The sequence below is a fragment of the Salipiger sp. genome (assembly GCF_059781815.1).
The window spans coordinates 1-20792 of record NZ_JBYNAH010000031.1 but is presented as its reverse complement, the minus strand read 5'-3'; the positions used below and the strand labels follow the sequence as shown (position 1 = coordinate 20792).

At 67.6% G+C, this 20792-nt stretch carries 22 protein-coding genes; 9 read left to right on the top strand and 13 right to left on the bottom strand.

Translation table 11 applies throughout. From position 1 onward, the window contains the following. Positions 1-96: 96 nt before the first annotated feature. The 5 genes from AC6RA4_RS05650 to AC6RA4_RS05630 form a co-directional block, all read right to left on the bottom strand. Positions 97-924 (bottom strand): MBL fold metallo-hydrolase, encoded by an 828-nt coding sequence (locus AC6RA4_RS05650; protein WP_500158245.1) that lies wholly within the window; start codon positions 922-924, stop codon positions 97-99. A 143-nt stretch (positions 925-1067) separates the two neighbouring features. After that, positions 1068-1652, bottom strand: a complete 585-nt coding sequence (locus tag AC6RA4_RS05645; RefSeq protein WP_500158243.1) for a GNAT family N-acetyltransferase — start codon at positions 1650-1652, stop codon at positions 1068-1070. After that, positions 1652-2914 carry a M16 family metallopeptidase gene (locus AC6RA4_RS05640; protein WP_500158241.1) on the bottom strand — a complete coding sequence of 421 codons (1263 nt, stop codon included), beginning with the start codon at positions 2912-2914 and terminating at the stop codon, positions 1652-1654. Before AC6RA4_RS05640 ends, AC6RA4_RS05645 begins: the two co-directional genes overlap by 1 nt. Further along, complete coding sequence (gene thrC / locus AC6RA4_RS05635; protein WP_500158239.1) at positions 2911-4302, bottom strand: threonine synthase; 1392 nt, start codon at positions 4300-4302, stop codon at positions 2911-2913. The genes AC6RA4_RS05640 and thrC overlap by 4 nt, the downstream gene beginning before the upstream one ends. Beyond that, entirely contained in the window at positions 4302-4979 is a 678-nt protein-coding gene (locus AC6RA4_RS05630; RefSeq protein ID WP_500158237.1) for an SURF1 family protein, read from the bottom strand. The genes thrC and AC6RA4_RS05630 overlap by 1 nt, the downstream gene beginning before the upstream one ends. A gap of 172 nt (positions 4980-5151) precedes the next feature. Between AC6RA4_RS05630 and AC6RA4_RS05625 the strand changes: the two genes are divergently transcribed. Both AC6RA4_RS05625 and AC6RA4_RS05620 read left to right on the top strand, forming a co-directional pair. Continuing rightward, positions 5152-5820, top strand: a complete 669-nt coding sequence (locus tag AC6RA4_RS05625; RefSeq protein ID WP_500158235.1) for a thermonuclease family protein — start codon at positions 5152-5154, stop codon at positions 5818-5820. A 156-nt stretch (positions 5821-5976) separates the two neighbouring features. Beyond that, positions 5977-6222 carry an HP1242/YdcH family protein gene (locus tag AC6RA4_RS05620; RefSeq protein ID WP_500158233.1) on the top strand — a complete coding sequence of 82 codons (246 nt, stop codon included), beginning with the start codon at positions 5977-5979 and terminating at the stop codon, positions 6220-6222. Positions 6223-6226: 4 nt separating this feature from the next. On the opposite strand, the gene AC6RA4_RS05615 is transcribed toward AC6RA4_RS05620, so the two are convergent. Continuing rightward, positions 6227-6742: a glutathione peroxidase gene (locus tag AC6RA4_RS05615; protein WP_500158231.1), complete on the bottom strand. Its 516-nt coding sequence runs from the start codon at positions 6740-6742 to the stop codon at positions 6227-6229. A 107-nt stretch (positions 6743-6849) separates the two neighbouring features. Here AC6RA4_RS05615 and AC6RA4_RS05610 point away from each other — a divergent pair, with 107 nt between their 5' ends. Next, entirely contained in the window at positions 6850-7119 is a 270-nt protein-coding gene (locus AC6RA4_RS05610) for a DksA/TraR family C4-type zinc finger protein (protein ID WP_500158229.1), read from the top strand. 290 nt (positions 7120-7409) lie between these two features. On the opposite strand, the gene AC6RA4_RS05605 is transcribed toward AC6RA4_RS05610, so the two are convergent. The 3 genes from AC6RA4_RS05605 to AC6RA4_RS05595 form a co-directional block, all read right to left on the bottom strand. Further along, entirely contained in the window at positions 7410-7685 is a 276-nt protein-coding gene (locus AC6RA4_RS05605; RefSeq protein ID WP_500158227.1) for a hypothetical protein, read from the bottom strand. Positions 7686-7703: 18 nt separating this feature from the next. Then, positions 7704-9530: a M3 family oligoendopeptidase gene (locus AC6RA4_RS05600; protein ID WP_500158225.1), complete on the bottom strand. Its 1827-nt coding sequence runs from the start codon at positions 9528-9530 to the stop codon at positions 7704-7706. A gap of 88 nt (positions 9531-9618) precedes the next feature. Then, the gene (locus AC6RA4_RS05595; RefSeq protein ID WP_500158223.1) at positions 9619-10500 is read right to left on the bottom strand and encodes a hypothetical protein; all 882 of its coding nucleotides are present in this window, start codon (positions 10498-10500) and stop codon (positions 9619-9621) included. A 215-nt stretch (positions 10501-10715) separates the two neighbouring features. Here AC6RA4_RS05595 and AC6RA4_RS05590 point away from each other — a divergent pair, with 215 nt between their 5' ends. Then, positions 10716-11717 (top strand): hypothetical protein, encoded by a 1002-nt coding sequence (locus AC6RA4_RS05590; protein WP_500158221.1) that lies wholly within the window; start codon positions 10716-10718, stop codon positions 11715-11717. Positions 11718-11726: 9 nt separating this feature from the next. Here the strand turns inward: AC6RA4_RS05590 and AC6RA4_RS05585 are convergent, their stop codons facing one another. From AC6RA4_RS05585 to AC6RA4_RS05570, 4 genes are read right to left on the bottom strand one after another with little or no spacing between them, the layout of a single operon-like run. Then, a complete protein-coding gene (locus AC6RA4_RS05585; RefSeq protein ID WP_500158219.1) occupies positions 11727-13319 on the bottom strand; it encodes an ATP-dependent DNA ligase in 1593 nt (530 codons plus the stop codon). Further along, positions 13316-14335, bottom strand: coding sequence for a ligase-associated DNA damage response exonuclease (locus AC6RA4_RS05580; RefSeq protein ID WP_500158217.1), 1020 nt, complete (start codon positions 14333-14335; stop codon positions 13316-13318). Before AC6RA4_RS05580 ends, AC6RA4_RS05585 begins: the two co-directional genes overlap by 4 nt. 37 nt (positions 14336-14372) lie before the next feature. Then, positions 14373-15344 (bottom strand): alpha/beta fold hydrolase, encoded by a 972-nt coding sequence (locus AC6RA4_RS05575; protein WP_500158215.1) that lies wholly within the window; start codon positions 15342-15344, stop codon positions 14373-14375. A 1-nt stretch (position 15345) separates the two neighbouring features. Beyond that, positions 15346-15636, bottom strand: coding sequence for an SCP2 sterol-binding domain-containing protein (locus tag AC6RA4_RS05570; protein WP_500158213.1), 291 nt, complete (start codon positions 15634-15636; stop codon positions 15346-15348). Positions 15637-15760: 124 nt separating this feature from the next. Between AC6RA4_RS05570 and AC6RA4_RS05565 the strand changes: the two genes are divergently transcribed. From AC6RA4_RS05565 to AC6RA4_RS05545, 5 genes are all read left to right on the top strand, one after another. Continuing rightward, a complete protein-coding gene (locus tag AC6RA4_RS05565) occupies positions 15761-16270 on the top strand; it encodes a tetratricopeptide repeat protein (RefSeq protein ID WP_500158265.1) in 510 nt (169 codons plus the stop codon). 29 nt (positions 16271-16299) lie between these two features. After that, positions 16300-19281, top strand: a complete 2982-nt coding sequence (locus AC6RA4_RS05560) for a helicase-related protein (RefSeq protein ID WP_500158211.1) — start codon at positions 16300-16302, stop codon at positions 19279-19281. Next, a complete protein-coding gene (locus tag AC6RA4_RS05555; RefSeq protein ID WP_500158209.1) occupies positions 19282-19656 on the top strand; it encodes an RNA-binding S4 domain-containing protein in 375 nt (124 codons plus the stop codon). Between the two features lie 57 nt (positions 19657-19713). Beyond that, complete coding sequence (gene fdxA / locus AC6RA4_RS05550) at positions 19714-20052, top strand: ferredoxin FdxA (protein WP_500158207.1); 339 nt, start codon at positions 19714-19716, stop codon at positions 20050-20052. Positions 20053-20359: 307 nt separating this feature from the next. Next, positions 20360-20792: CarD family transcriptional regulator (locus AC6RA4_RS05545; RefSeq protein ID WP_500158205.1), on the top strand; the 433-nt coding region annotated here is incomplete at its 3' end.

The window sequence follows — 20792 nt, the reverse complement described above, 5'->3', positions numbered from 1 at the left end:
GTGCCGATTTTCCGCCCGAAGCCAAGGGGCGGGCCGGTCGGGGCGCCGGCAAATCTTTCGCAGAAAGATTTGGGCCCCCTGCCGAACGGCGCGCCGCTATTCCCGCAGGGGCATCGGCTGCAGCACCACCACCGTCGGGCGCGAGGGCAGGTCGCGCAGGCTGACCACCATCTCGGGCCCATTGCGGCGGTCGATCATGAAGCGGTCCGAGACCCCTTCGAGGAAGGCGTTGAGCGAATAGCCCGAGAACCAGTGCATGGGCAGGATGATCGAGCTCTTCACCCGGTCGACCACGTCGATCATGGTGGCAAGCGGCACGGTCAGCCCGCCATCCACCGGCACCATCAGCACATCGAGCCGCCCGAGGGCCGCGTATTGCGCATCGTTGGGCTCGTGATGCAGGTGGCCGAGATGGCCGATGCAGAGCCCCTCCACCTCGAAGACGAAGATCGAATTGCCCTTCTCCTCGACCCCGCCCATCGCCGAGCGGATGTCGGTCGAGACGTTGCGCACCAGCATCTCGCCAAGATCGAGATGGTGCTCGATGCCCTCGCCGAACGGTCCCCAGCCGGGCAGCACATGCGGGATCGCCGGATCGGGGGTCGCGGTCCAATGGGTGCCGTGAGCGTGGTTCATGGTGACGATGTCGGGGATCAGGTCGGTGTTGCCGATGAAGCCGGTGTAATCGGTGACGACCTCGAGCCCGCCGACGGTCTGGATCAGGAAGCTGGCATGCGACAGGTAGCGGATGCGCACCGAGTATTCCGGCACCGGATCGGTCCAGGCGGCCTTGTGGAGATACTGCAGCCCCGGCGCCGCATCGGCGATGGCGATGCAATGCGAGGGCTGGCGGGCCTGCTGGGCCTCTAGCGCCGGGGCGGTGGTGAAAAGGGCAAGTCCGAGGGCGAGCGCATGGCGCAGCATGGGCGGGTCTCCTTGTTGCGTGAGACCAGCCTATCAGGGAAGCCGCCGCTGTCCCCTGACATTTCCGTAGGGTCAGGCTTTGCGCGCGGACGGTCGCACCACCGCCCAAGGCGCGGGCAGGGCGGGGCAGGGCTTGAGCGCGCTCAGCCGACCTGCGTCTTGCCGCGCCGATCGCCGCGCAGCGCGGCATAGAGCACATGGGTGCGCCAGCGCCCGTTGATCTGCAGGTAGCTCTGCGCCACGCCCTCGTATTTGAAGCCCGAACGCTCGAGCAGCCCGCGCGAGGCGACGTTCTCGGGCAGGCAGGCGGCCTCGATGCGGCTGAGGTCGAGCCGCTCGAAGGCGTGGTGCACCAGCGCCGCGATGGTCTCGCGCATATAGCCCTGACGGGCAAAGGGCTGGCCGGTCCAGTAGCCCAGCACCCCCGATTGCGCCGGGCCGCGGCGGATGTTGTCGAGGGTGATGGCGCCAAGAAGCTGCTCGTCCTCGCGGCGGAAAATGAACAGCGGGACGGCTGTACCCCCGGCAATCGAACGATTGGCCCAGTAGACGCGGTTGGTGAAGGCGCGCCGGGTCAGGTGATCCTGCGCCCAGGACGGCTCCCAGGGCGTCAGGTAGGCCTGGCTCTCGACTCGCAGCGAGACCCAGGCGTTGAAATCGCCGTGCTGCGGCGGCCGCAGCACCAGACGCTCGGTGTCGAGCCGGAACCTGCGCCGCCGTCCGAGCATCAGGCGGCTCGACGTGCCTGCAGCGCGGCCAGATCGGGCGCCTTGCCCACCGGGCCGTAGAGCGCGAGCGCCGCCGGGGCGGAGGCCGCCATCTGCTCGGCGAAGAGCCGCACGTCGCCGGTGGTGACGTTGTCGATCTTGGCGACGGTGTCCTCGATGGGCGGCACCTTGCCCCAGATCTGCACCATGCGCGCCATGCGCTCGGCCCGCGACGACGAGCTCTCCAGCCCCATCAGCAGCCCGGCCTTCATCTGGGCGCGGGCGCGGGCGATCTCTTCCGGCGACATGTCGTCGGCGGCGCGCTTCATCTCGTCGATGGTGAGATGGGCCAGCTCGCCAAGCTCGTCGCCACTGGTGCCGGCATAGACCGTCATCAGCCCGGTATCTTCGTAGGCCCCGCTCTGGGCGAAGATCGTGTAGCACAGGCCACGCTTCTCGCGGATCTCCTGGAACAGCCGCGAGGACATGCCGCCGCCAAGCGCGATGGAATAGATCTGCGAGGTGTAAAAGCCCGGATCGCGATAGCCGGGGCCCTCGAAGGCGAGCGCGAAATGCGCCTGCTCGAGCTCTTTCTCGCGGCGGATCTCGCCGCCGGTGAAGCGCGCGGTCTCGGGCTCCTTGGCCTTGCGCGAGCCCATATCGCCGAACAGCGCCTCGGCCTGTTCCACCAGCGCCTCGTGATCGACGGAGCCCGCCGCCGAGATGATCAACTGCTCGGGGCCGTAATGCTCGTCGACGAAGGTTTCCAGATCGCGCTTGCCGAAGCCGCGCACATTGGCGGCCTCGCCGAGGATGGTGCGGCCCAGCGGCTGCTGCTGGTAGGCGCGCTCCTGCAGCCAGTCGAATATCACGTCGTCGGGCGTGTCGAGCGCCTGGCCGATCTCCTGCAGGATGACGTGGCGCTCGGTCTCGATCTCGCGCTCGTCGAAGACCGGGTTGCGCAGGATGTCGGCAATCACGTCGAGCGCCAGCTTGGTGTCGTTCTCGAGCACGCGGGCGTAATAGGCCGTGACCTCGCGCGAGGTATAGGCGTTGATATAGCCGCCCACATCCTCGATCGCCTCGGCGATCTGCAGCGCCGAGCGGGTCTTGGTGCCCTTGAAGGCCATGTGCTCGAGGAAATGCGCCACACCGTTCTGCTCGATGCGCTCGTTGCGGCCACCGGCGGTGACCCAGACGCCGATCGAGGCGGATTGCAGCCCGTCCATGCGCTCGCTGACGATGCGCAGGCCGTTCTTCAGGGTGGTCAGTTCGACAGTCACTTGTTGATACGCTCCCGGATCAGGGTTTCGAGGGCGGAGAGATCGTTGGCCACGCGGGTCACGCGCTCGGGCCGGTCAAACAGATCGGCCATGCGCTCGGGCAGGGGCGGGCGGATGCCGCTGGCCTGCTCCACCGCATCGGGGAATTTCGCCGGATGGGCGGTGGCGAGCGTGACCATCGGCGTTGCCGGGTCCCGGTGCTCGTCGGCCACCTTCACGCCGATGGCGGAGTGCGGGCAGAGAAGCTCGCCCATGCTGTCATGGGCGGTGCGGATCGTCGCCAGCGTCTCGTCCTCGGAGGCGCGGCCGCTTTCGAAATGCTCGCGCAGGCCCTGCAGCGCGCCCTGGCTGACATGGAAGCCGCCGCCGGATTTCAGCTCGTCCATCAGCTGCGCCACGGCGCTGCCGTCGCGGCCATAGGCATCGAACAACGCGCGCTCGAAATTCGAGCTGACCTGGATGTCCATCGACGGAGAGATCGACGGGAAGACTTCGGAGGTCTTGTAATCGCCCGAGGACAGACAGCGGTGCAGGATGTCGTTCTGGTTGGTGGCGACCACGAGGCGGTCGATCGGTAGGCCCATGTGCTTGGCGATGTAGCCGGCGAAGATGTCGCCGAAATTGCCGGTGGGCACGGTGAAACTCACCTTGCGGTCGGGCGCGCCGAGCGAGACGGCGGCGGAGAAGTAGTAGACAACCTGCGCCAGCACCCGCGCCCAGTTGATCGAGTTCACACCCGCGAGCCGCACCTCGTCGCGGAAGGCGAAATCGTTGAACATGTCCTTGAGCTTGGCCTGGCAGTCGTCGAAATGGCCGTCGAGCGCGAGGGCGTGCACGTTGGCCTCGGTGGGCGTCGTCATCTGGCAGCGCTGCACTTCCGAGACGCGGCCATGCGGGTAGAGGATGAACACGTCGACCGCGTCGAGCCCCTTGAAGGCCTCGATGGCCGCCGAGCCGGTATCGCCCGAGGTCGCGCCCACGATGGTGACGCGCTCGCCGCGGCGGGTCAGCGCTTCCTCGAAGAGCTGACCGATCAGCTGCATCGCGAAGTCCTTGAAGGCCAGCGTCGGGCCGTGGAACAGCTCGAGCAGGAAGTGCCCCGGCGCCAGCTGCACCATCGGCGCGCGGGCGTTGTGGCCGAAGCCGGCATAGGCCTTGGAAATCAGGTCGCCGAAGGTCTCGTCGGTGAAGCCGTCGCCGACGAAGGGCCGCATCACGCGAAACGCGGTTTCCTCGTAGCTCAGCCCGTGCAGCGCGCGGATGTCATCCGGCGACATGGTCGGGATGGTCTCGGGCACGTAGAGCCCGCCGTCACGGGCGAGGCCCGACAGCATGGCTTCTTCGAAACTCAGCGCGGGCGCCTGTCCGCGGGTGGAGATGTAGCGCATCAGGTCTCTCCGGTCTTTTTCAGCCGCACGATGTAATAGGCGGTCATGACGAGCCACACCACGGCCAGCGAGAACCATGTGAGGGCATATTGCAGGTGATCGTTGGGAATGCCGCTGGTGTCCACCGGCAGCGGCTCGATTTGCGGGTCGCCGGGCGAAATCTCGCGGGCGATGACCAGAAGCGGCTCGGTCTGCAGCGCCTCGGCCAGCGCACCGATATCGCGGGCAAACCAGATATTGGCGGCCACGTCGTTCTCGGGGGTCGAGGAATTGCGGTCGTCGGGCCAGTGCAGGTTGCCGATGATCTCGGCCGGGCCGGTATAACGGACGGCGTCCTTCATGGCGTCTCCGGTGAAGCCGCGGTCGAGCAGGACCAGCCGGCCATCGTCGGTGCGGAACGGCGAGACGATGCGGTAGCCGGCGCCGATCATCTTGCGGCTGACCAGAACGCGGGCCTCGCCGGGCAGGATCTCGCCGCTGAGCGCCACCGGCTGGTAGCGCTGCTCGGTGGGCGAGATCATGACGGGGAGCGGCTCGGGATCGGCGGCGATGCGGGCCTCGATATCGGCCAGCACGCCGAGTTTCCAGTCCAGCCGCTGCAGCTGCCACAGGCCGAGACCGACAAGGATGCCGGCACCGATCAGGCCAAAGAGCAGGGGGGCGAGGTAACGGGTCACGCGGGCTCCGCAGAGATAAACAGTGCGGCCTGCTTTATCGTGCCGGGGCAGGGTGGTGCAAGACGGGACTCCGGGGCTGCCCGACGCGGGGATCGGCCTGTGCCGCGACGGTCTCGCGGGGCTTTGCAACGACTGCCCGAGATTCGCCAGAATCGCCCGCTAGATCGGCGTGATGAGACAGATATTTTCTATTGTTTTCCTGGTGCTGGCCGGCGCTGCGACGAGCGCGGGGCCTTCGGGGCGGGTGCATGTGATCGATGGCGATACGCTCGACGTGGGCGGCACGCGGGTGCGGCTGCACGGCATCGACGCGCCCGAGGCCAAGCAGATGTGCGGCGGTGACGGCGCGCCGATGTGGTCTTGCGGGGCGTGGGTCTCGCAGGAGGCGCGTGCGCGCTACGAGGGCCGGCAGGCGCGCTGCGAGACGCTCGACACCGACCGCTATGGCCGCGCCGTGGCGCGCTGCGAGATCGGAGGCCGCGACATCGGGCGCGAGATGGTGCGCGACGGGCTGGCCTTTGCCTACCGGCGCTACGCGATGGACTATGATCTCGACGAGAAACGCGCGGCGGTGCGCGAGCTGGGCCTGCACGGCACCGGGGTGCAGGCGCCGGCGGCGTTCCGGGCGGATGCCCGCAAGGGAAAGGCGGTCGCCAACAGCGCCGGCGCGCCGCAGGGCTGCGCCATTAAGGGCAACATCTCGAGCAAGGGCGTGCGGATCTACCACGTTCCGGGGCAGGAGAATTACGGCGCCACCCGCATCAGCCCCGGCAAGGGCGAGCGCTGGTTCTGCTCCGAGGTCGAGGCCCGTGCCGCCGGCTGGCGCCGGGCAAAGCGCTAGGGAAACGGCGACGGGAAAATTCCTTCAGTTTGATCCGGGTCAAGGCTGGCGACGCGAGAGCCATGCCAGCCTGTGCTCCCGCGTCCCGGCCATCACGGCCCCGGGCGGGCAGACGACCCGAAGAAGACGACCCGAAGAAGAAGGAGGAGACAGAGCATGTCCCACGTCCCGCACGAGCTCGCCAAGGAATTTCCCGAATTTGCCGACCGGATCTCGGAGCTGAAAGCCTCCGACAAGCGCTTTGCGCATCTGGCGGCGCGCTATCACGAGGTGAACCGCGAGGTGCACCGGGTCGAGACCTTCGTGCAGCCGATGGACAGCCTGGCCGAGAACGACCTGCGCAAGGAACGCGCCCTGCTGAAGGATGAGATCTATGCGCTGCTGACCCGCGAGACCGCCTGAGCGGTCAGTCGAGCAGCGCTTCCACCCGTGACGTGATCGCCGCGGACATGGGGCGCGTGGCCGCGCCCCAGCCCTCGACGAAACTGCCGTCGGGGGCAATCAGCGCCTTGTTGAAATTCCAAGACGGTGAAAACCCCTGTTGTGCCAACCATTGGTAGAACGGGTGGGCTTGCGAGCCTGTCACGTGAGTGATGGTGGTCATCGGCAGGTCGAGATCGAAGTTCAGCTCGCAAAAATCCTTGACCTCGGCCTCCGTGCCGAGTTCCTGCCGAAAGTCGTTCGAGGGCACGGCCACGACCACCAGCCCGCGGTCGCGGTAGGTATCGTAAAGCTCTTGCAGCCCGTCGTATTGGGCGGTGAAGCCGCAGCGCGAGGCGGTGTTGACCACCAGCACCGGCTGGCCGCGCCAGCTCTCGAGCGTGAGCTCGCCGCCATCGATGTTGCCGAAGCTGAAGCCCTGTGCCGCAAGCGCGGGCAGGGGCAAGATCAGGGCTGCGAGTGTGACGAGAACGCGGATCATGCGGGCACTCCTTTGACAAGGTGAGATAGCGCGGCGCAGGCGAAGTCAACAGGGCTGGTCAGAGCGCCCGGTGAAGCCTATCTTTTTTGTTGCAAAAGGAGTGTGCCATGGCCGGAGGCTGGAGCCGCGACGGGGCGGTGAGCGAACAGATCGAGGCGTCGATTTCGGAAGAACTCGAACGCATGCGGGCGCGCCGCGCGCCGGTGGGCGAGAGCCTGGCCGAATGCGCCGAATGCGGCGAGGAGATCCCCGAGAAGCGCCGGCTGGCGATCCCCGGGGTCAAGCTCTGCATCGACTGCCAGCAGGAGCGCGATGGGGTGCGGCAAGCGCGTGGGGGGATCAACCGGCGCGGCTCGAAGGATTCCCAGCTCAAGTGATTTTGGCGCGGCAGTGATCTGAAGGAGCGGGCGCAAGGCGCCCGCGCAGGTCGTCTCGCCCCCGGCCCTGTGGGCCGCGGTCTCGGGTTGGCGCCGGTGGGAGGGGTCTTATGGACTTGTCGACGTGGTGCCTGTGGGGCTGGCCGGCGGTCTGCCGAGAGGCGTCTGAGGGGCAGGTCTGCCCTCAGAGCGCCTTGCCGAGGGTGGGGGTGAGTCGCCGTCGCCTCAAGGACGCCTGCGGCGCCGCGCGAGGCGCGGTGGCCTGCGGCCATCCTTGACCCGCCGGAGACTCACCTTGGGTCTGTGTCGGTGGGGGGCTTCTCCAGCCCGGCGCGGCGCAGGCCGGCGCGGTAGAGCGGCACGAGATCGAGCATCGCCACCGCGAAGCCCAGCGGGATCATCCAGAAGCCGAGGATCGGCAGGAAGCCGAGGATGCCGCCGCCGATCAGCAACAGCCCCAGCACCAGCCGCAGACCCGGCGGCACGCGGCGCCGGACATGCACCTGAAAGCGGCGTGTCCGGCCCTTGAGCGAGCGCTTTGTGCGGCGGGGCTGCGGCTCTTGCATGCGGTGCGGGGAGGGCGTTCAGCCCTCCATCGCCTCCAGCTCGTCGATGAAGCCCTCGATCATCGACAGGCCCTTGTCCCAGAACTTGGGATCCGAGGCGTCGAGTCCGAACGGCGCCAAGAGCGCCTTGTGGTGCTTGGAGCCACCGGCCTTCAGCATGTCGAAATACTTGTCCTCGAAGCCCGAGGGGTCTTCCTGGTAGACCGCGTAGAGCGCGTTCACCAGCCCGTCGCCGAAGGCATAGGCGTAGACGTAGAAGGGCGAGTGAACGAAATGCGGGATATAGGCCCAGAAGCTCTCGTAGCCTTCCATGAACTCGAAGCACGGGCCGAGGCTCTCGGCCTGCACCGACATCCACAGCGCGTTGATGTCGTCCGGGGTCAGCTCGCCGCCGCGGCGCGCCGCGTGAAGCTTGCACTCGAAATCGTAGAACGCGATCTGCCGCACCACGGTGTTGATCATGTCCTCGACCTTGCCGGCGAGCAGCACCTTGCGCTCCTTGGGGTCGGTGGCCTTGTCGAGCATGGCGCGGAAGGTCAGCATCTCGCCGAAGACCGAGGCGGTCTCGGCCAGGGTCAGCGGGGTCGAGGCGAGCATCTCGCCCTGTCCGGCGGCCAGCACCTGGTGCACGCCGTGGCCGAGCTCGTGTGCGAGCGTCATCACGTCGCGCGGTTTGCCGAGATAGTTCAGCATCACGTAGGGGTGTACGTCGGTCACCGTGGGGTGGGCGAAGGCGCCCGGCGCCTTGCCGGGCTTCACGCCGGCATCGATCCAGCCCTTGGTGAAGAACGGCTCGGCGATCTCGGCCATGCGCGGATCGAACCCGGCATAGGCCTGCATCACCGTATCGCGCGCCTCGTCCCAGCCGACGATGCGGTCGCTCTCCATCGGCAGCGGCGCGTTGCGGTCCCAGACCTGCATGGTGTCGAGGCCCAGCCACTTGCGCTTGAGCTCGTAGTAGCGGTGCGACAGCCGCGGGTAGGCGGCGACCACCGCGTCGCGCAGCGCCTCGACCACCTCGGGCTCGACATCGTTGGAGAGGTGACGGCCCATCTGCGCCGAGGGCATGCCGCGCCAGCGGTCCATGACCTCCTTCTCCTTGGCCTGGGTGTTGTGCACGCGGGCGAAGGTGCGGATGTTCTCGCCAAAGACGCGGGCCAGCTCGCGGGCGGCGGCCTCGCGCTTGGAGCGGTCCTGCTCGGTGAGGAAGTTGAGCGCCGCCTCGATCGACATCTCCTCGCCGTCGATGGTGAAGGTGAGCCCGGCGATGGTCTCGTCGAAGAGTTTCATCCAGGCGTCGCCCACCACGCCCATGTCGTGCAGGAAGCGCTCGAGCTCGTCGGAGAGCTGGTAGGGCTTCATCGCGCGGATGCGGTCGAAGGCGGGCTTGTAGCGCGCCAGCTCGTCATTGGCGGTGAAGAGCGCGGCATAGGCCTCGTCTTCGATGGTGTTGAGCTCGAGGGTGAAGAACACCAGCGGGGTGGTGTAGATCGTCACCTTCTCCTGCAGGTCCGAGAGGAACTTGGCGCGCTCGCTGTCCATGGTGTTCTGGTAGTAGCGCAGCCCGGCAAAGGACATCAGCCGGCCGCCCACCGCCTCGATCTTCTCGTGGCGCTGGACCATCTCGAGGAAGCCCGCGGCGTCGAGCCCGGCGAGCTTGCCCTCGTAATCCTGGGCGAAGCGGGCGCAGGCGTCTTCCAGCCAGTCGAGATCGCGCTTGAGCGCGGGTGCGTCCTCGCTCTCGTAGAGATCGCTCAGGTCCCATTCCGGCAGCTTGCCGAGGTCGCGGCCCCCGGAAGCGTTGGCGTCGAAGACGGGGCGGGGATGGGAAAAGGCGTTCGTCATGGAGTCCTCATCAGAAGTTTCCCTCTGACATAGGGTCGCGGATGGGGCGATGGCAATGGTCGCCGCGGGGAAAGCGTGCCGCGATGGGTCAGAACCGGTGGGTGAGGCCGGCGTAGAGCGTCTGCAGGCTACCGCCGGTGGCGGTGAGCATCAGCGTGTCGGCGCGGCTCACCGGCAGCGCGGCGGAGAGGCCGTAGTGCCGCAGGTCGGGGTTCTGCTCGAGATGGGCGAGCGCCGAGATCACCGCCCCGGAGGCGAGCGGAACGCGCAGGTCCATCTCGAGCGCGTCGTCGCGCTCGTTGGCCTCTGGGTGCAGCAGGATCAGACCGGCGCCCAGCCGGGCACCGTCATAGCGCAGTCCGAGCTTGGCGTTGAGTCCGAGCCAGTCGCCGCTGTCGCGGCGCCAGACGCCCTCGGCGGCAACGGCGACGGTCCAGTCGCCGCTGATATGCCCGGCAGCGCCCGTGATGGCGCGGAAATTGCCCTTGGCGGCGTCGTGCAGCGACAGGCCCCAGCGCAGCGGCGTGCCGCTGGTGGTCCATGACACGCCAACCGGCACGGTGGTGCGGCGCAGGGCGGTCTCGGTGGTGTAGGCGGTGTCGCTCTCGAGCGTGATGTCCTCGATATGCGGGGCGACATGGGCGAAGGGGGAGGGCAGCACGCTGTCATAGGCCGGGCGCACCACGCCGATGCGCAGCCGGTCGTCCCATGCGAGAGCGGCATAGGTCTCGTGCGGGTTGCGGCCCTCGCGGAAGAACGAGAAAAGGCCCAGTTCCAGCGCGAACGTCTCGCTGCGCGGCACCGGCAGGCGGATGGTGAAATCGGTGCGGGCGAAGGCGCTGCCATCCACCGCGTCGGTCACGCCGCCGTCGAGGCTGCCGGTGATCCACGAGGCACCGGGCAGGGACTGGGCCTGGGCAGAAGCTGCAAGAAGGGCGAGGACAGTGGCGAGAACGGCGGTCCGGATCATGGCGAGGCTCCCTGTTGCCGCCAATATCCCCCTTCGCGCGACGCTGGGGAAGCTGCGAGGCCGGGTGGCCGCGATTTTTGCGAAAGTTGCGACTTATGTATCGCCGCCTGCGGGAGGAAATCCGTAGATCGGAGGCGGTATTGGTCTAAAGTCGGAGGCGGGTGTGCCTTGGAGGGGGCGGACCCGCATTTCAGAGCATGGGAGGGAATTGAAGCATGTCACAGAAACCAATCATTTATGGGGCCGTGGGCATCGTGCTGGGCTTTCTCGGCGGGGTCGCCGCCGGCAGTGCGATCAACGGCAGCAAGATCACCGATGCGGTGGGCCGGGCCATGGGGCCGGCGCAGGAAGCGGCGAACAAGGCGGCCTCGGATCATCAGGCGGCGCTTGACGGTCTGTCCGAGCGCATTGCGGCGCTCGAGGCGGCGATGTCCGAGGATGACGGTGGCGAAGACATCACCGCGGCGCTGGGCGCGCGGCTCGATGCGATGAAATCCGAGATGCAGAGCCGGCTCGAGGATCTCTCGGCAAAGGCGGAATCGCAGGCCGAGGGGCTGCGGGGGGCACTTTCGGAGCTGTCGGGCGGCATGCAGGAAGCGGCGCAGATGGCCGCGGCGGCGGTTGCGGCCCGGGCCACCGGCGGCAAGAGCGCCAGCGCCGAGGGCATGACGGTGACCGATCCGCTGAGCGTCGGCGAGACGGCGCTGTTTGCCGACGGGCAGGTGCGCGCCTTCATCTCGCGGGTCGATCCTGCGGGCGGCGCGGTGCGGCTGATGGTCAACGGCGAGGCGGCCTCGCTAGGGGCGGGCGGCACCACGCAGGTGGCGCTGGGCGACGGGTCCTGCACCGTGGCGGTGATGGCGCTCGATGGCGGCAAGGCGACGCTCGGCTCGGATTGCGGGGCCGTGGCCGAGGAGGGCTCGCAAGAGGCCGAGGCGGGCTCGGATCAGGCGGGCGGCAGCGCGGCGTCGCCCGGGGCGCCCGAGGACGGCTACCGCGCCGGCGAGGTGGCGATGCTGGCCGATGGCAAGCTGCGGGTCTTCGTCTCGGGCCTCGCAGGCGATGGCTCTTCGGCGCGCATCGCGGTCAACGGCGTGCAGACCCAGCAGGTCGGCGCCGGCGAGAGTGTTGAGGTCGAGACCGGCGACGGCGCCTGCTCGGTCACCGTGACTGGCGTCGGCAATGGCATGGTCGGGCTGGAGGCGTCCTGCGGCTGAGGCCTCGCCTCAGCCATAGGCCGCCAGAAGCGCCTGGAGGTCGGCCAGCGTGTTGGCCTCCTGCACCGGCTTGTCGTGGCGCCAGCGCGCCATGCGCGGGAAGCGCAGGGCCAGCCCCGACTTGTGGCGCGGGCTGGCCTGGATGCCCTCGAAGGCGATCTCGAAGACCAGCTCGGGCTTGACCTGCCGCACCGGGCCAAAGCGCTGCAGCGTGTTGCGGCGCACCCAGGCGGTGATCTTGTTGAACTCGGCGTCCGTCAGGCCGGAATAGGCCTTGGTGAAGGGCACCAGATCGTTGCCATCCCAGGCTGCGAAGGTGAAATCGGTGAACAGGTTGGCGCGCCGCCCGTGGCCCTGCTGGGCATAGATCATCACCGCATCGACGCTGAGCGGGTCGAGCTTCCACTTCCACCAGTCGCCCTTCTTGCGCCCCGCAAGGTAGGGCGCCTCCAGCCGCTTCAGCATCAGCCCCTCGGCGCGGCGTTCGCGGGCGGTGGCGCGGGTCTCGGCCAGCCCTTCCCACGTGTCGAAGCCAAGCCGCGGCGAGGGGCGGATCGGCGCATCCGAGGGCAGGTCGGCGAGCAGCGCGTCGAGCCGGGCGCGGCGCTGGGCCAGGGGCGTGTTGCGCAGATCCTGCCCATCCGCCTCGAGAAGGTCATAGGCCAGCAGGATGACCGGTGCCTCCTTTAGCAGCTTCTTCGGCACGGTCTTGCGCCCGATGCGCTGTTGCAGCGTGTTGAACGGCAGCGGCTGCGCTCCGTCCCACGCCACGATCTCGCCGTCGAAGACATGGCCGGGCGGGATGAAATCCGCCGCCCGCGCCAGCTCGGGGAAGCGGTCGGTCATGAGCTCCTCGCCGCGCGACCAGACGTGGTGCGATCCGCCGCGCAGGATGAGCTGGCCGCGGATGCCGTCCCATTTCCATTCCGCCAGCCAATCCTCCGGCGGCCCGAGGCTCTCGGGGCCGTCGTCGAGCTGGTAAGCGAGGTAGAAGGGATAGGGGCGGCTCTCGTTCTCCTCCGGGTCGGGGGATTCCACCAGCGCGTGCCAGCTGGTGCTCTGCGGCGTCCAGTCGCCCATCAGCCGCAGCGCCAGCGCCGCCTCGTCCTGCCCGGTGGCCTGTGCCAGCGCGCGGGTCATCAGCTTGCGGCTCACCCCGATGCGGAAGCCGCCGGTGATCAGCTTGTTGAACAGGAAGCGCCCGGTCTCGTCGAGCTGGTCCCACGCTTCGAGGATGAAGCGCTTGCGCTCGTCCAGATCGCGGGACGGCATGTCGGAGAGCGCCGCGAGCCAATGGCCGAGGCTCTGATCCGAGTCGCGGCTCGCCGGTGGCAGCAGCAGCGCGATGGTCTCGGCGAGATCGCCGACGATCGGATAGCTCTCCTCCAAAAGCCAGAGCGGCAGCTCCGCGCGCTCGGCGGCCCATTCGCGCAGCTGCGTGGTGGTGACGGCGCGCTTGGGGCGGCGGCCCGAGAACAGCGCGATGGTCCAGAGTCGGTCGTCATCCGGCGCGGTGCGGAAATACTCCGCCAGCGCGGCGGTCTTGACCGTGGTCTTGGTGCTCTGGTCGACGGCGGTGAAGAGCGCGGCGAAGGCCTTCATGCGGCGTCCTCCGCCGCGTCCGTAGCGTCTTCCTCGCCGCCGAACTCGGTCGGCACCACCTCGGCCTGATAGCCTTGGGTATTGAGCCAGCGGGCGAAGATCTCGGTATAGCCATGGGTGGCGAAGATGCGCTCGGCGCCGGTTTGCCGGATCGCCTCGTGCAGCTCCGGCCAGTCGGCATGGTCGGAGAGCACGAAGCCCCGGTCCGCCCCGCGCCGCCTGCGCACCCCGCGCATCCGCATCCAGCCCGAGGCCATGCCCGTCGAGGCGCGCCCGAAGCGCCGCGCCCAGCTGCTTCCGAGCGCCGAGGGCGGCGCGATCACCAGCGCGCCGGGATGCGCCTTGACGTCGAGATCGGGCGTGACGTGGTGGGTGTCGGGCAGCGCATAGCCTTGCGCGCGCAGCACCGCGTTGGTGTTTTCCACCGCGCCATGGGTGAGGATCGGGCCGATCTCGGGATCGAGCAGCGCCAGCAGCCGCTGCGCCTTGCCAAGCGAGTAGGTGCCGAGCAGGCAGTGCCGGCCTTGGGCGGCGGTCGATGCCCACCAGTCGTTGATCTCGGCGGCGATCTCGTGTTGCGGGCGCCAGGTGAAGACCGGCAGGCCGAAGGTGCATTCGGTGATGAAGGCGTGGCAGCGCACCGGCTCAAACGTCTCGCAAAGCCCGTCGGGGGCGAGCTTGTAATCGCCCGAGGCGACCCAGACCTCTCCGCCCACCTCGACGCGGATCTGCGCCGAGCCGGGGATGTGGCCCGCGGGATGGAAGCTCACCGTGGCCCGACCGATCTGCCGGCGCTCGCCGAAGCGGATCGTGTCGAGGGGGATCTCGCCCAGCCGGTGCCGGATCACCGGGGCGGCGGCCTCGGTGGCGAGATAGGCGCCGTGGCCGGGTCGGGCATGGTCGGAATGGCCGTGGGTGATGAGCGCCCGTGCGACCGGGCGCCACGGGTCGATGTAGAAATCGCCCGCCGGGCAGTAGATGCCGCGGTCTGTGAAGGTGAGGACCGGCTCTGTCATGCGCCAGAGGGTAGCGCGGCGGAGGCCGGGGGCCAGATCAGGCCGAGCGGCTGGCGGAGCTGCCGTGTTTGCGCGAGCTCGAGAAGAGGTCGGCCATGCGGGTGACGATCTGCCCGCGGGTGACCGCGTCTTCCATCAGCACCTCGTGGCGGCCGCCCTCGATGATCTCGAGCTGGCCCCCGGGCCAGGCGCCCATGCGTGCGGCGATGCGCGGCACGTCGACGATGCGCTCGTCGCTGCCGACGAAGGCGATGGCGGGGACCTTCGGCGAGGGCAGGCGGGCCAGCGTCAGGCATTCGTTGAGCGCCTGGTGCAGCCAACGCAGCGACGGCCCGCCGAGCTGCAGCTCGGGCATGTCGTGAACCTGGCGCTGCATGTAGTCCCAGCTGTCGCGATCGCGGGTCAGCAGGTTGTCCTCGAAGAGCACGGTAGCGACGTAGCTGTCGGGGCCGGTGGAGGGCGCGTAGACATGGCCGATGCCCATCTGGCTGCTGCCCCATCCCAGCGCCCAGGCGGCGGGGCGCAGCGCGGCGGCCATGCGGATGCCCCACATCGGCCCGGTGAAGGCGGCGGCCTCGACCGGCAGCCCCTCGATCAGGGCGCGCAGCCCAATGCAGCCGCCCATGGAATGCGCCACGAGATAGAAGGGCCGGGGCAGGCCCAGCTCTTCGGCGGCCTCGAGCATGGCGGTGACGTCGAACTGGTAATCCTGAAACAGCGTGACGTGACCGGCGCGGGGATCGCGGTGCATGCGGTCGGCAATCCCCTGTCCGCGCCAGTCGACGGTCAGCGTGTGATAGCCCAGATCGGCGAATTCGCGTGCGACGCGCCCGTATTTCTCGACATATTCCGTGCGGCCGGGAAACAGCAGCACGGTGCCCTGCGCCGCCTCGGGGCCCGGGTAATGGGCCAGCCGGATGCGCAGGTTGTCTTCAGTCCTTGCCCAGACGGCGCGGGCCCCTGCGGGACCTTCGGCCAGATCGGCATGAAAGGGCGCGTCGAGCATCATCTCAGGACAGAACTCCTCCGAGGCGCATGGCCGCGCCCATATCCCCGTCGATGGCGAGCCGCCCGGACATGAAGGCCGTGGTCGGGTTGAGGTCGCCCTCGAGAATCTGCTGGAAGGTCTCGGTATCGGCGGAGAGCGTCACATCGGCGTCGTCGTCACCGGCGCGGGCCCCGGCCTCGTCGATGATGAGGCTGCCTTCGTCTTCGATGACGAACTTGGCGGTACCGTCGAATCCCTCTCCGTCCAGCTTCTTGTTCAGCGCGTCGACCGCGGCGGTAATGACTTCGCTCATTCCTGATCCCTTCCTTCACGAAAACCTGTGCTGGCAATCCAGCCTCTTCGGGTTACACTCGGAATCTATGAGCATGGGCCTACGCAAGAGCAAACGTATCGTGGCGGCACTTTCCGTCACAGTCATGTTTTCCCTACCCGTCGCGGCACTCGCGCAGGCGGCCTCGGGAGACCTGCTGGAAGAGCTTGGCGCGGCCGAAAGCGCCGCCGAGGCCGACCGCATCGAGAAGGCGATCTATCTCGAATGGTCGAAATCCGGCTCCGCCGCGATGGACCTGCTGCTGAAGCGCGGGCGCGACGCGCTCGAGGTCAACGAGACCGGTGCCGCGATCGAGCACCTGACCGCGCTCACCGATCATGCGCCGCAGTTTGCCGAAGGCTGGCACGCGCTGGCGCTGGCCTATTACCAGGCCGAGATGTTCGGCCCGGCGATGGATGCGCTGGAACATGTCCTTGCGGAAAACCCTCAGCATTTCGGGGCGTTGCGTGGCGTTGCTGCAATCCACGAGCAGCTTGGCAACGAGGCGCTTGCATATGACGCCTACACGCAGGTACTGGAACTCAGACCGTTTGACGAAGAGGTGACCGACGCGCTGGAGCGGCTTGCGGGCCAGGTCCAGGGCATCGAGATCTGAACCTCTGAGGGAAGGAACAGGGCGGCACCATGCCCCAACGCGCACGGATCGCGGCCGTTCTCGGCCCGACCAACACTGGCAAAACCCATTACGCCATCGAACGCATGCTCGGTCACCGCACGGGGATGATCGGCCTGCCTTTGCGGCTCCTGGCCCGCGAGGTCTATGACAAGGTCGTGGCCGCGCGGGGCCCGGGCGTGGTGGCGCTGGTCACCGGCGAGGAGCGCATCGTGCCGCCGCGGGCGCAGTACTGGATCTGTACCGTCGAGGCGATGCCCGAGGGCATGGGCTGCGATTTCGTCGCCATCGACGAGATCCAGCTCTGCGCCGATCCCGAGCGCGGCCATGTCTTCACCGACCGCCTGCTGCGCATGCGCGGGCTGCACGAGACGCTGTTTCTCGGCTCCGACACCATGCGCGGGCCGATCAACGCGCTGGTCAGGGGCTGCGAGTTCATCCGTCGCGAGCGGATGAGCCAGTTGGGCTATCTTGGTTCGAAAAAGATAAGCCGGATGCCAGCGCGCTCGGCGATCGTCGGGTTTTCGGTCGATAATGTCTATGCCATCGCCGAGCTGATCCGCCGCACCAAGGGCGGTGCCGCGGTGGTGATGGGGGCGCTTAGCCCGCGCACCCGCAATGCTCAGGTCGATCTCTACCAGAATGGCGAGGTCGATTACCTCGTCGCCACCGACGCCATCGGCATGGGGCTCAACCTCGACATCGATCACGTCGCCTTCTCGAGCCTGACCAAGTTCGACGGCCGCCGGATGCGCCCTCTGCAGCCCAACGAGCTGGCTCAGATCGCCGGACGGGCCGGGCGGGGCATGAAGCCCGGCACCTTCGGCACCACCGGCGATGCCGGCCAGATCCCCGACGAATGGGTCGAGGCGATCACCAGCCACAGCTTCACGCCGCTGCGCAAGCTCAACTGGCGCAACCCGAAACTCAATTTCGGCTCGATCCAGGGCCTGGTTCATTCGCTCGAGCTCAGCCCCGATGACGAGTGGCTCGTCAAGGCGCGCGAGGCCGACGACCTGATGGCGCTGAAGACGCTGGGGCAGGAGGCCGAAGTGCGGGCGCGCGCCAGCAATCCGCGCTCGGTCCAGCTCCTCTGGGATGTCTGCCGGATCCCGGATTTCCGGGGAATCAGCCATGCGGAACATGCTGGCCTTTTGCAGGTTATCTTCCAGCATCTGCACGAGCGCGGCGAGATCCCGAGGGACTTCATGGCCCGTCAGATCAAGCGGATCGACCGCACCGATGGCGATATCGACACATTGTCGAAGCGATTGGCGTTTATCCGCACATGGACCTACGTGGCGCAGCGCCGCGGCTGGGTCGATGACGAAAGCCATTGGCGCGAGGCGACCCGCGCTGTAGAAGACGCACTGTCCGACGCCCTGCACGAGCGTCTGACTCAGAGATTTGTTGACCGGCGGACAAGCGTATTGCTCCGGCGGTTGAAGCAGAAGGAGGCCCTTTTGGCCGAGGTGAATGACAAGGGTGAGGTGACCGTCGAAGGAGAATTCGTCGGTCGTCTGGAAGGGTTCCGGTTCCGTCAGGACCAGGGTGCGACGGGCCAGGAGGCCAAGACGCTGAAACAGGCGTCGCTTCAGGCGCTCGCGCCGCATTTCCACCTGCGGGCGGATCGGTTCTACAACGCGCCGGATACCGAGATCGATTTCACCGAGCAGGGTGGCCTGATGTGGGGCGACCAGGCGGTGGGCAAGCTCGCCAAGGGCGACGATCCGCTCAAGCCGCGCGTCGTCGCCTTTGTCGACGACACCGCCGGCCCGGACGTGATCCAGAAGGTCGAGCGCCGTCTGCAGCACTTCATCGACCGCAAGATCGCGGCGCTGTTCGAGCCGCTGCTCAACATGCAGCGCGACGAGACCCTGACCGGCCTCGCCCGTGGCTTTGCCTTCCGCATGGTCGAGGCGATGGGCATCCTGCCGCGTCAGCTGGTGGCCGACGAGGTCAAGCAGCTCGACCAGGACGCCCGTGGCGCGCTGCGCAAGCACGGCATGCGCTTTGGCCAGTACACCATCTTCATGCCGCTGCTGCTCAAGCCCGCGCCGACGCGCCTGCGGCTGGTGCTGTGGTCGCTCTTCAACGATCTCGACACCTTCCCCGAGGCGCCGCCGCCGGGGCTCGTCACCGTGCCGAACATCCGCGACGTGCCGATGCAGCACTACTCGCTGGCGGGCTACCGTCCGGCGGGCGAGCGCGCCATCCGCATCGACATGCTGGAGCGCCTCGCCGATCTGCTGCGCGCACAGGACAGCCGCGGCGGCTTTGAGGCCAATGCCGACATGCTGTCGATCACCGGCATGACGCTCGAGCAGTTCGCCGACCTGATGCAGGGCTTGGGCTACCGTGGCGAGAAGGGCGAGCGCGAGAAGGTGCGCCGCGCCGATCAGGTCGTGACCGAGACCTCGGAGCCGTCGGGTGAGCCAGGCGAGAACGAGCCGGTCTTCGACGCCGCCCGCGAGGAAGAGGCGACCCCGGCCGCGATGGCCGATCCGTCCGCCACGCCGGCCGCCGCCGATGTGGTGACCGGCTCCGAGAGCATCGACGACGAAGGCTTCGCCCCGATCAACGAGGATCCCGAGGCGGTCGAGGTCGACGATCATATCGCCGAGACGCCGGAAGAAGAGCTGCTGCCCGGCACCGCGCCCGACGAGGCGCTGGCGGGCCCCGAGACCGAAGTGTTCTACACCTTCACCTGGGCCGGCAACCGCAACAACCGCGGCCCGCGCCGCGAGGGCGGCGGCCAGCGCGACGGCGGTCACCGCGAGCGTGACGGCGGCCGCGATGGCCAGAAGGGCGCCCGCGGCAAGGGCGGCGCACCGCGTGGCAAGGGCGGCCCCGGCGGCAAGAAGGGCAAGGGCGGCAAGCCGCAGGGCGACAAGGGCCCCAAGTCCTACGAGTCGCGCCCCCGCAAGGAGCAGAAGATCGACCCGGACAACCCCTTCGCCGCGGCGCTCATGGGGTTCAAGGGCAAGTCGTAAGTGTCGGAGCCGGCGACCAAGCTGCGCATCGACAAGTGGCTTTGGCAGGCCCGCTTCTTCAAGACGCGGAGCCTTGCCGCCAAGGTCGTCACGGGCGGTCTGCGGGTCAACGGCCAGCCGATCGCCAAGCCCGCCTTCTCGGTGGGGGCGGGCGATGTCCTGACCTTCTCGCAGGGCCGCGACGTTCGGGTGATCAAGGTGGTCGCCCTCGGCACGCGGCGCGGCCCGGCCCCCGAGGCACAGGCGCTCTACGAAGACCTCGATCCTCCGGCGCCGCGCGCGCCGGAGCCACAGGCCCCGCGCTTCGACGGCGGCGGGCGGCCCACCAAGCGCGACCGGCGCCAGCTTGACCGGCACAGGGATGTGCTTGAATGATCCCGCGACGTGGTCTAGCTAGACCCCTGATCGTGAGACCCTGACGGATGATTGCCCATGACTTACGTGGTCACTGAAAACTGTATCGCCTGCAAATACACCGACTGCGTCGAAGTGTGCCCGGTGGATTGCTTCTACGAGGGCGAGAACACGCTGGTGATTCATCCCGACGAATGCATCGACTGCGGTGTGTGCGAACCGGAATGCCCCGCCGACGCCATCCGGCCCGACACCGAGCCGGACATGGAGAAGTGGGTCGAGTTCAATCGCAAGTACTCGGAACTCTGGCCGGTGATCATTTCCAAGAAGGATCCGATGCCCGAGGCCGACGAGCGCGACGGTGAGCCGGGCAAGATGGAGAAGTATTTCTCCGAGGCGCCGGGCGAGGGCGGCTGAGCGGCGATTCGCCGTTGGCTGGCCAAAGCGGTTGCGAAAGCGTTTCGATGTCTGCGCAAATCCCTGATTTTGCGTGAAATCTCTGTTTCCGCCAAGAATCTGGGAAAGAGGCGCCGTTTGTGCTATTGTGTCTTGCACACATGACGAAGCCACGCAGACAAGATCAGGTCGGCCACCGACCGGGGGAATAATCGAAGACGTGACGTTTTCAGGCGAACGGGATGCTCCGCATATCCGTCCGCTTTTGTTGTCGCCGCGTCTTTCTTGTCGTGATGAGCCGTGGCTTGGCTGCTAAGGACCCTGTTGTATGACCAAGAGCAAGAAGAACGAATTCCGCCCCAACGATTACGTGGTCTATCCCGCCCATGGCGTGGGTCAGATCATGTCGATCGAGGAGCAGGAAGTCGCCGGCATGAAGCTGGAACTGTTTGTGATTTCTTTCGAAAAGGACAAAATGACCCTTCGGGTGCCGACCCACAAGGCGACCGAGATCGGCATGCGCTCGCTCTCCTCGCCCGACGTGGTGAGTCAGGCGATGAAGACCCTGAAGGGCAAGGCCAAGGTCAAGCGCGCGATGTGGTCGCGCCGCGCTCAGGAATACGAGCAGAAGATCAACTCGGGCGATCTGATCGCCATCGCCGAAGTGGTGCGCGACCTGCACCGCGCCGACGACCAGCGCGAGCAGAGCTATTCCGAGCGTCAGCTCTATGAAGCCGCGCTCGAGCGTCTGACCCGCGAAG

Coding starts and splice junctions, on each gene's coding strand:
- AC6RA4_RS05575 (WP_500158215.1), bottom strand. CDS start 15,344: ATGATGCTCGACGCGCCCTTTCATGCCGATCTGGCCGAAGGTCCCGCA.
- AC6RA4_RS05565 (WP_500158265.1), top strand. CDS start 15,761: ATGTTTTCCCTACCCGTCGCGGCACTCGCGCAGGCGGCCTCGGGAGAC.
- AC6RA4_RS05560 (WP_500158211.1), top strand. CDS start 16,300: ATGCCCCAACGCGCACGGATCGCGGCCGTTCTCGGCCCGACCAACACT.
- fdxA (WP_500158207.1), top strand. CDS start 19,714: ATGACTTACGTGGTCACTGAAAACTGTATCGCCTGCAAATACACCGAC.
- AC6RA4_RS05625 (WP_500158235.1), top strand. CDS start 5,152: ATGAGACAGATATTTTCTATTGTTTTCCTGGTGCTGGCCGGCGCTGCG.
- AC6RA4_RS05605 (WP_500158227.1), bottom strand. CDS start 7,685: ATGCAAGAGCCGCAGCCCCGCCGCACAAAGCGCTCGCTCAAGGGCCGG.
- AC6RA4_RS05600 (WP_500158225.1), bottom strand. CDS start 9,530: ATGACGAACGCCTTTTCCCATCCCCGCCCCGTCTTCGACGCCAACGCT.
- AC6RA4_RS05585 (WP_500158219.1), bottom strand. CDS start 13,319: ATGAAGGCCTTCGCCGCGCTCTTCACCGCCGTCGACCAGAGCACCAAG.
- AC6RA4_RS05650 (WP_500158245.1), bottom strand. CDS start 924: ATGCTGCGCCATGCGCTCGCCCTCGGACTTGCCCTTTTCACCACCGCC.
- AC6RA4_RS05590 (WP_500158221.1), top strand. CDS start 10,716: ATGTCACAGAAACCAATCATTTATGGGGCCGTGGGCATCGTGCTGGGC.
- AC6RA4_RS05645 (WP_500158243.1), bottom strand. CDS start 1,652: ATGCTCGGACGGCGGCGCAGGTTCCGGCTCGACACCGAGCGTCTGGTG.
- AC6RA4_RS05615 (WP_500158231.1), bottom strand. CDS start 6,742: ATGATCCGCGTTCTCGTCACACTCGCAGCCCTGATCTTGCCCCTGCCC.
- AC6RA4_RS05620 (WP_500158233.1), top strand. CDS start 5,977: ATGTCCCACGTCCCGCACGAGCTCGCCAAGGAATTTCCCGAATTTGCC.
- thrC (WP_500158239.1), bottom strand. CDS start 4,302: ATGCGCTACATCTCCACCCGCGGACAGGCGCCCGCGCTGAGTTTCGAA.
- AC6RA4_RS05580 (WP_500158217.1), bottom strand. CDS start 14,335: ATGACAGAGCCGGTCCTCACCTTCACAGACCGCGGCATCTACTGCCCG.
- AC6RA4_RS05570 (WP_500158213.1), bottom strand. CDS start 15,636: ATGAGCGAAGTCATTACCGCCGCGGTCGACGCGCTGAACAAGAAGCTG.
- AC6RA4_RS05595 (WP_500158223.1), bottom strand. CDS start 10,500: ATGATCCGGACCGCCGTTCTCGCCACTGTCCTCGCCCTTCTTGCAGCT.
- AC6RA4_RS05610 (WP_500158229.1), top strand. CDS start 6,850: ATGGCCGGAGGCTGGAGCCGCGACGGGGCGGTGAGCGAACAGATCGAG.